The 5,242-nt window shown below is 36.2% G+C and carries 8 protein-coding genes; 2 read left to right on the forward strand and 6 right to left on the reverse strand.

The features are described from left to right. Positions 1–49: 49 nt before the first annotated feature. The 3 genes from Y7E_RS0106640 to Y7E_RS0106650 all read right to left on the reverse strand — a co-directional run bounded on the left by Y7E_RS0106640 (position 50) and on the right by Y7E_RS0106650 (position 2,198). Entirely contained in the window at positions 50–526 is a 477-nt protein-coding gene (locus Y7E_RS0106640; protein WP_017150507.1) for a YbaK/EbsC family protein, read from the reverse strand. 233 nt (positions 527–759) lie between these two features. Further along, positions 760–1,329, reverse strand: a complete 570-nt coding sequence (locus tag Y7E_RS0106645; protein ID WP_017150508.1) for a histidine phosphatase family protein — start codon at positions 1,327–1,329, stop codon at positions 760–762. A gap of 98 nt (positions 1,330–1,427) precedes the next feature. Then, positions 1,428–2,198, reverse strand: coding sequence for a YhfC family intramembrane metalloprotease (locus Y7E_RS0106650; RefSeq protein ID WP_017150509.1), 771 nt, complete (start codon positions 2,196–2,198; stop codon positions 1,428–1,430). A 170-nt stretch (positions 2,199–2,368) separates the two neighbouring features. On the opposite strand from Y7E_RS0106650, the gene Y7E_RS0106655 reads away from it, so the two are divergent. Further along, on the forward strand, positions 2,369–3,103 hold the full coding sequence (locus tag Y7E_RS0106655; protein WP_017150510.1) for a MerR family transcriptional regulator: 735 nt from the start codon (positions 2,369–2,371) through the stop codon (positions 3,101–3,103). A gap of 39 nt (positions 3,104–3,142) precedes the next feature. Here the strand turns inward: Y7E_RS0106655 and Y7E_RS0106660 are convergent, their stop codons facing one another. After that, the gene (locus tag Y7E_RS0106660; RefSeq protein WP_017150511.1) at positions 3,143–3,721 is read right to left on the reverse strand and encodes a YhcN/YlaJ family sporulation lipoprotein; all 579 of its coding nucleotides are present in this window, start codon (positions 3,719–3,721) and stop codon (positions 3,143–3,145) included. Positions 3,722–3,839: 118 nt separating this feature from the next. On the opposite strand from Y7E_RS0106660, the gene Y7E_RS0106665 reads away from it, so the two are divergent. Further along, on the forward strand, positions 3,840–4,142 hold the full coding sequence (locus Y7E_RS0106665) for a YutD family protein (protein ID WP_017150512.1): 303 nt from the start codon (positions 3,840–3,842) through the stop codon (positions 4,140–4,142). 36 nt (positions 4,143–4,178) lie between these two features. Here the strand turns inward: Y7E_RS0106665 and Y7E_RS0106670 are convergent, their stop codons facing one another. Continuing rightward, the gene (locus Y7E_RS0106670) at positions 4,179–4,694 is read right to left on the reverse strand and encodes a GNAT family N-acetyltransferase (protein WP_026049121.1); all 516 of its coding nucleotides are present in this window, start codon (positions 4,692–4,694) and stop codon (positions 4,179–4,181) included. Positions 4,695–4,705: 11 nt separating this feature from the next. After that, entirely contained in the window at positions 4,706–5,206 is a 501-nt protein-coding gene (locus Y7E_RS0106675) for a hypothetical protein (RefSeq protein ID WP_026049122.1), read from the reverse strand. Positions 5,207–5,242: the final 36 nt, after the last annotated feature.

Genomic DNA, 5,242 nt, shown 5'->3' on the forward strand with positions numbered 1-5,242 from the left:
GTCGGAAACCCTAAAGGGTTTCCCAACACTCTGAAAAAGAGAGCTGAAATCAGCTCTCTTTTCCGTATTCTAAAACGGTATTTTGACATGTGGATAAAATCTTTTTCAATTCCTCTGTGGATAATTCAATTGTAAATTCCGGAACACCAGGTGTAATTAAAATTTTTTCATAGGCATAGATGGAACGATCCACAATAATTGTCACATCCTGTGAATAGCCAAAAGGAGCGACACATCCCGGAATACATCCTGTTTGTTCTCTTAGTTCATCAGGTGAACAAATGGATAAGCGTTGCCCAGTGATTTCCTTCATTTCGTTTCTCTCGAGACGAGTTCCTTCTAATGTGAAGAAAACATAATAGGATCCAGATTTTGATTTTAAAAATAAGCTTTTACTTGGAGTGCCTTGTAAGCCAAGACGTTCACGAACGACTCGATCCGTTTCGTAATCGAGAACTGGTTCATGTTCAAATTTTTCATAGGAAGCATTTGTTTTATGTAATAAAGAGATTACTTCTTCGTACATATTTTGGTAATACCCCTTTCTATATTTAGTGCATGTTCATCCTTACAATTTCAAGTATCCAAAAGTCTCTGTTATAAAAAGCTCCGCATGTTGTAAAGACACAGGAAGCATGTCAGGCATCTTCTCGCGATGTCAACTGAATGCATTCGATAGGGATGTTACATGGTTATGATGGATAGGCTCTGCACTTTCTTGAATATAACAAGGAAATTGCATAACAAATATGTTCAATGTTATTTAGTGTAATGATTTTGCTTGGTATTTCCCCATAACCTGTAGATTGTTGTTCGTTCATCAATTGTAATTTCATAAATATCGGGGTTGCTTAAGCTTTTCCATTCTTGAAAACCAATTTGATCATTAAAGTACTTTAAAATGAGTGTTAGTAAGTTTCCATGCGTAACGAGTAGTGTTACGTGATGTTCTTGTTTTAAAACATCTTGAATCAGCGATGCAGCACGGTCCATCGCTTGTTTTGTTGACTCTCCGCCTGAAAAGGCAATATCTATATTTGTAAAAGTATGTTCGAGTTTTTGTAACCAATCTTCCATTGGATTCCCGCTTAATTTACGTTCTTCTAGGCGCTCATCTTCTTTCATTGGTAAATTGGCTCGTAATGCAAAAGGTGCAATGGATTGGACTGCTCGAGTAAAAGGGCTTGAAATAATGGCGTCTATTTGTAAGTTATTCGTAATGAGAAATTCAGCAAGAATATTCGCTTCATTTTTCCCGTCAGTCGTTAGTTCTGCTTCACGCTCTTGGCCAGTAGCTGAGCAGTGACGTACTAAAATAAGCTTCTTCAACACTCATCCCTCACTTTGTAAGTTGACCATAACATACTTCGACAAAGAGAAAATAAAGTCCTCTATTAAAAAAGCTAAGCCATGTTGGCTCAGCTTTTTTATGGTTCAATTGTCAGTTTTTCTTTCATTTTGCAAATAAGAATAAAGGCGCAAATTGTAAACACAACTGTAATGCCTTCTGCGATAAATATGTTGATAACTTGTCTTTGATAAAGAGCCGCAAAGAAGTCCACAAAGGCGTGGAAAAGTACAGCGTATACAGCAAAAATATATTTCTTATGCTTTACGCCATATAATACAAGCATTGTAAAAGCAATTTGAAGGACAAGTGCCATGATCCTTTCTAAACTACCAAGTAGATATAAATAGAAAGGAGTATTAAGCAATATATCTTGTACTTGACTGAGCTGAGGAGATTTTTCAATAAGTTTTGAAAAACTTCCATTATTGATTGAAATAGCAAAGTAAAGGGTTTGAAGACTAGCTAGTGCTCCAATTGAAATAGATTCAATTCCCCCATGTCCAATTCCATATGCTAAACCATCTTTATATTCTTGGTATTTCTTAAGTAAATAGAAGAAGGCTATGAATCGTCCCAACTCTTCAAAGATACCAGCAGTGAGTCCACCATAGATGGCATAGAGAAATGGATTTTTCAATAATTCGGATACTGTTGGATTTCCTAACATAAATACGTGAAAAGGTGTTTCGAGAATTTGCGCAAATCCGATAAAGATAAGAACGCCAACTCCAACAACTTTCCAGTTTATATGGTATTTTTTTCGGAAATAAACAAGTACAATAACCGGAATGAGAACCGAGAGTACAAGCTGGGTAATCATACTAGCAATTACAGCATTTGAGACCATACTTTTCACCACTTTCTAATGTATGTACTCTTATATTATGCAGGAAAATGAGGGGAATGTGGAGGAAATGGCTTATCTTAGTGAAAATAGAAGTGATGAAAAAAGAGTTTTTTCCTATTGACTCTTACGTTGCGTGATACTTTATTGTATGTATTGAGGGAGGCGAAATCATGACAATGAGAGTGAAAGAAGTAGCCAATTTAGTTGGTATTAGTGTGCGCACACTACATCATTATGATGAAATTGGGCTTTTAACACCGGATGAGATAACGGGTTCTGGTTATCGTCTGTATTCTAATGAAAATTTAGAGACGTTACAGCAAATTTTATTTTTTAAAGAGCTTGGCTTCCCTTTAAAGAAGATTAAAGAAATTATCATGAGTCCTTCGTTTGACCGGGAAGAGGCGCTTACGTTGCACAAGAAAATGCTACTAGAGAAGCGAGCTCGACTGGATAAGGTGATTGCGACAATTGATAAGACGATTAAGCATACAAAAGGAGAGATTGACATGACGAATAAAGAAAAATTTGAAGGATTTGATTTTAGTCATAACCCATATGAAGAGGAAGCACGTAAGAGATGGGGAGACGAAGCTGTTGATAAAGCAAATAAAGCAGCAGCTAGCATGCCTAAGGAAAAGCAAGAGGAGTTTAATGCAATTTATCGAAAACTAGCTACGCTTCGAAATGGTGCACCTGATTCTAAAGAAGCACAAGAAGCGATCCAAGTATGGTATGATTACTTGCAAAACTTTGGTCAATATTCATTAGAGGCATTTAAAGGATTAGGACAAATGTACGTCGATGATGAACGCTTTACAAAAAATATTGATCAATTTGGAGAAGGGTTAGCACAGTTTATGTGTGATGCAATGGCAGTATATGCAGATAACCGTAAAAAATAAAAAGATGGGGCTGTCTCAAGTGGACAGCCGCCATCTTTTTTATTTTTTAATCATGTCGTTTAGCGTAGCATTTTGACTATTATTCAAATGCGGATTTTTCCCCATTTCGCGTTTTAGCATATCAAGGCTTTGCTCATATTCCTTATTGTTTAATGTACCAGATTGCAGTCCTTGAATTTGCGAAATCAATTTTTGGTCTGTTGATACATATGCTTTATAATAGCGAGGAACGATGGACAAAGCTGTTTTATATACTTGGTCTGTCACAAGTGCAGGATCAGTTGTATTGGCGCGGTATACAACAAATACTTCATCATCTGTAACGAGGGTGGCAGCATTTGTGACATCCGGAAGATTTACTGTCATATTTGTAATCATTTCTGCTACTTTCTCACGGTTAATCACGCCTACTTGTTTGTTAGATACTTCATCTTTTTCTTTAGATGAGTAACCGACTCTTGTAAGGCGCGTATTTGTATTTTCTGTATGATACATATCATTTTTATTAGAAACAAGAACGCGACTCCCTTCCTCACGTTCCATTTCAGCTTTATTGGCCGTTTGGCAACCAGCAAATAAGAAAAGAGTGAGAAGAGAGAGTATCATTTGTTTTTTCACGATGTATCACCTCCTTCCCCATAGCATTTACTACTTTTCAATTTTTTGTATTTGAAATTGTTGGTTGTTAGGCTTTGTGATACGATAAAAAGAAGAATGCTTAGAAAGGAAGTTAATGATGGAGCAAAAGCAAGAGATTCATGTTACAGTGAGCATTAATAATGTTCAGTACGAAGTAATTAAAGACTATCGTAACGGTTTTCGTGAAGAAGCATTTAAAGAGCGCTATGCAGAAATTTTAAATAAATATGATTATATCGTTGGTGACTGGGGGTACGATCAACTTAGATTGCGCGGCTTTTTTGACGATAGTAACCAACGTGCGACGTATGATACGAAAATTAGTACATTAACAGAGTACTTATATGAGTACTGTAATTTTGGTTGTGCACACTTTGTATTACGAAAAATGAAGAAGTAAAAAAATTCCTCTTACATAGACGTAAGAGGAATTTTTTTAGTCGAATATTTTTTCATAGCAGTTATACCAATTGTAAGGCTGTGGTTTACTTGCAAAATACACAGCGCCGCGGCACATATAGTCGTTTTTTTTATATAGACGTAATGAAACGGGATTACCTGTAAAGGCATCTAATCGTATACCAGCATAGTTTTGTTGTTTCGCTTCATTTTCCCAAAAGGATAATAATGCTTTGCTATATCCTTTTCCTTGGGAGTTAGGATGGATGACAAAAGAGTGGACAATGAGAAAACGCCCCTCCATTTTTGACCAATCAATAAGCGTATACTCTGGGGACTGATATTCGTTCAAAACGACGGCACCAACGATTGAATCATCTTCATATAGACAATAAAGCTCGTTATTTTCTAAGTGGTAGGAAACTGTTTCACGCGTCGGATAAGAGTCATCCCATTGGTAAATCTGCTTTTGTAATAGGTCTTCTTTACACTGCATATACATAGCATCTAATTCATCTAATTGGTTAAGTGTACCTTTTATTATTTGTAGCATATGTGTCTCTTTTACAGGCAAATTGAAATAAGGTCACCTTCAGCAAGCGTTGTATTTGGTTTCATCTGTTGTCCATTCAACTGAATGTGTCCGTTTTTGATTCGATCTACAATCGCGGTGCGGCTCCAATCTGAAATATACGCTGCGAGTGCTTTATCCATGCGATGAGAGCCTAAAACGGTTTCTAGTGTAATGTTTATTTGTGTAGTATCGTTTTCTTTATATTGCATAATTGAAATAGTAGTGGTTGTTTCATCTTGTTCTTTCTGAAACACATCAAGCGTTTCGACATGATCAGAAAACGATTTGTAAATTTGAAGTTTCTTATTCCACGTATGGCCTTTAGGACATTTATAAATGGCAAAACGGTAAATGTTTTTTCCATTTGCGTTATGTCTACGAATATTTGTATCAGTAAAAAGGGTGGTATGCCCACAATTTTTACAATGTTTTTCAATCTTTGTTTCAAATTCATTGTCATATAAACTCCAAGAAAGTTGTACTTTCTGCAGGCTGTGGAGAAAGTTTGCTCCACAGCCTATTTTTGT

Origin of the sequence: Bacillus bingmayongensis (assembly GCF_000299035.1) — a bacterium.
GTDB lineage: Bacteria > Bacillota > Bacilli > Bacillales > Bacillaceae_G > Bacillus_A > Bacillus_A bingmayongensis.